This is a genomic window from Xanthomonas sp. SHU 166, from assembly GCF_000364685.1.
GTDB classification, from domain to species: domain Bacteria; phylum Pseudomonadota; class Gammaproteobacteria; order Xanthomonadales; family Xanthomonadaceae; genus Xanthomonas_A; species Xanthomonas_A sontii.
This window is the reverse complement of record NZ_AQOJ01000481.1, coordinates 1-2,525: the sequence shown is the minus strand read 5'-3', so window position 1 is coordinate 2,525 and position 2,525 is coordinate 1. Positions and strand designations below refer to the sequence as shown.

The 2,525-nt window shown below is 70.8% G+C and carries 3 protein-coding genes; 2 read left to right on the top strand and 1 reads right to left on the bottom strand.

Annotation, left to right across the window (positions count from 1 at the left end):
• On the bottom strand, nt 1-1,425 hold a 1,425-nt coding region (locus D180_RS12530), incomplete at its 3' end, for a DEAD/DEAH box helicase (protein ID WP_043090922.1).
• Between the two features lie 265 nt (nt 1,426-1,690).
• Between D180_RS12530 and D180_RS12525 the strand changes: the two genes are divergently transcribed.
• Nucleotides 1,691-1,912: an RNA-binding S4 domain-containing protein gene (locus D180_RS12525; RefSeq protein WP_017909138.1), complete on the top strand. Its 222-nt coding sequence runs from the start codon at nt 1,691-1,693 to the stop codon at nt 1,910-1,912.
• Between the two features lie 67 nt (nt 1,913-1,979).
• Entirely contained in the window at nt 1,980-2,309 is a 330-nt protein-coding gene (locus D180_RS12520) for a hypothetical protein (protein ID WP_017913061.1), read from the top strand.
• Nucleotides 2,310-2,525 lie beyond the last annotated feature (216 nt).

Sequence of the window (2,525 nt, the reverse complement as noted above, 5' to 3'; positions counted from 1 at the left end):
CTCGAACTTCGGCTCGAACCGGGGACGGTCCGGGCGCTCGCCACGCTCGGGCCGCTCGCGGCGCTCGAAACGCTCGCCCTGCGGCGGACGCGGACGGTCCGGGGCCAGCAGCAGCGGCGTCTCGCCCTGCAGCAGGCGCGCCAGCGCGGCGGCCACTTCCACCATCGGCACGTTCTTCTCGGCCTCGAACTTCTGCAGCAGGTCGCGGTACATGTCGATGCCGCCGGCGGCGATGGTCTCGCTGATCTTCTCCATGAAGCGGCTCACGCGCTGGTCGTTGACCGCGTCGACGCTGGGCAGCTGCATTTCCTCGATCGGCTGGCGGGTGGCGCGCTCGATCGCGCGCAGCATGCCGCGCTCGCGCGGGCTGACGAACAGGATCGCTTCGCCGCTGCGCCCGGCCCGGCCGGTGCGGCCGATGCGGTGCACGTAGCTTTCGGTGTCGTAGGGGATGTCGTAGTTCAGCACGTGGCTGATCCGCTCCACGTCCAGGCCGCGCGCGGCCACGTCGGTGGCGACCAGGACGTCGAGCTTGCCGTCCTTGAGCTGCTGGATCACCCGCTCGCGCTGCGCCTGCTGGATGTCGCCGTTGATCGCCGCCGCGGCCAGGCCGCGCGCCTGCAGCTTCTGCGCCAGCTCGTCGGTGCCCGCCTTGGTGCGGGCGAAGATGATCATCGCGTCGAACGGTTCGACCTCCAGGATCCGGGTCAGCGCGTCGAGCTTGTGCAGCCCGCTCACCGCCCAGTAGCGCTGGCGGATGTTGGCCGAGGTGGTGGTCTTGGAGGCGATGATCACCTCGGCCGGGTCGTTCAGATAGGTCTGCGCGATGCGCTTGATCGCCGGCGGCATGGTCGCCGAGAACAGCGCCACCTGGCGCGATTCCGGCAGCTTCTTCAGCACCGCCTCGACGTCGTCGATGAAGCCCATGCGCAGCATCTCGTCAGCCTCGTCGAGCACCAGCGTCTTCAGCTCGGACAGGTCCAGGGTGCCGCGGTCCAGGTGGTCGATCACCCGCCCCGGGGTGCCCACCACCACGTGCACGCCGCGCTTGAGCGCCGACAGCTGCTGCACGTAGGGCTGGCCGCCGTATACCGGCAGCACCTGGAAGCCGGGGATCGCCGCGGCGTAGCGGTGGAACGCCTCGGCCACCTGGATCGCCAGTTCGCGCGTGGGCGCCAGCACCAGCGCCTGCGGCTTGCGCTGGGCGAAATCCAGCCGCGACAGGATCGGCAGCGCGAACGCGGCGGTCTTGCCGGTGCCGGTCTGCGCCTGGCCGAGCAGGTCGCGGCCGGTCAGCAGCGCCGGGATGGTGGCGGCCTGGATCGGCGACGGCGACTCGTAGCCGACGTCGGCGACCGCCTTCATCACAGCAGGGGAGAGGCCGAGATCTGCGAACAGCAGCGGCGCGGGGGTATCTTGGGACATGGGAGACTCCGGGGGCGCCGCAGAGAACCGGCAGGCGCAAAGAAGCCCCTATTGTGCGCCCTGCCGGGCCGCATGTCGAAAGCAGGTGAACGACACCGTTCAGGCGTGACCCTCTCCGCACTGCCGGACGCCGGCCACCGCGGCCGCCTGCAGCAGGCGCGGCGCCGCGGGCTGCGGCAGCGGCGACAGCCCCCAGCCGCCGACATGGCGGGCGTTTTGCCCGCGAATGACCGACAATGGGCGCCGATTTCCGAGCAAGCCCCCAATGCAGACCATCGATCTCCAGCTAGAAAGCGACTACGTGGAACTCAAGCACCTGTTGAAACTGACCGGCCTGTGCGACAGCGGCGGTGCGGCCAAGGCCGTGATCAGCGAAGGCCAGGTGCGCGTGGATGGCGAGGTCGAACTGCGCAAGGCCTGCAAGGTGCGCGCGGGCCAGGTGGTACAGCTGGGCGACGTGCAGGTGCAGGTGCTCGGCAAGGCATGACCGCCATCGGCGCCCCTGGCCTGCCACTCGCCGGCCGGTGGCGCCGGACAGCGCGGATCCCCGCACGATGCTGATCACGCTGGGCATCCGCAACATCGCGCCGTCCGCGCAAGATCCGCACCACGACGTGTACATCGCGCAGCTCGACCCCGACGCAACGCAGCCGTTCCGCCTGGGCCAGTCCATCCGCGGCGGCCACGCGGAGCGCGGCGGTTCCATCTCCCTGGCGCTGGACGAACTGGAGGGCTGGACCGGCGACTGGCGCCAGCACCTGCGCCACGCCGGCTGCGCCTGGGCCATCGCCCCGATCGAAGCGGCGCAGCGCAGCGGCGACCTGCAGAGTGCCCTTGATGCGTTGGTCGCCGGTGCGGAACAGCGGCGCGCCGACGCCAGCTAGCCGCCGCTGAGATCGGTATTCGGGATTCGGGATTCGGAATTGAAAGCAAGCCGCGCCGAGCACCGATAGACACGCACGCATGCATCGGCACGACCGCCGCCTCAGCGCGCCATGGCCGCCACGCGCTGGGTCAGGTGCGCCGCGATGGCACGCTTGAACGGCGCGACCCGGTCGGCCACGCGCAGCGCCGCGCTGCGCAGCGCGCGCGCCGGCAGG

Excerpts from the sequence above, each read along its gene's own strand:
- D180_RS12525 (WP_017909138.1), top strand. The coding sequence starts at position 1,691 with ATGCAGACCATCGATCTCCAGCTAGAAAGCGACTACGTGGAACTCAAG.
- D180_RS12520 (WP_017913061.1), top strand. The coding sequence starts at position 1,980 with ATGCTGATCACGCTGGGCATCCGCAACATCGCGCCGTCCGCGCAAGAT.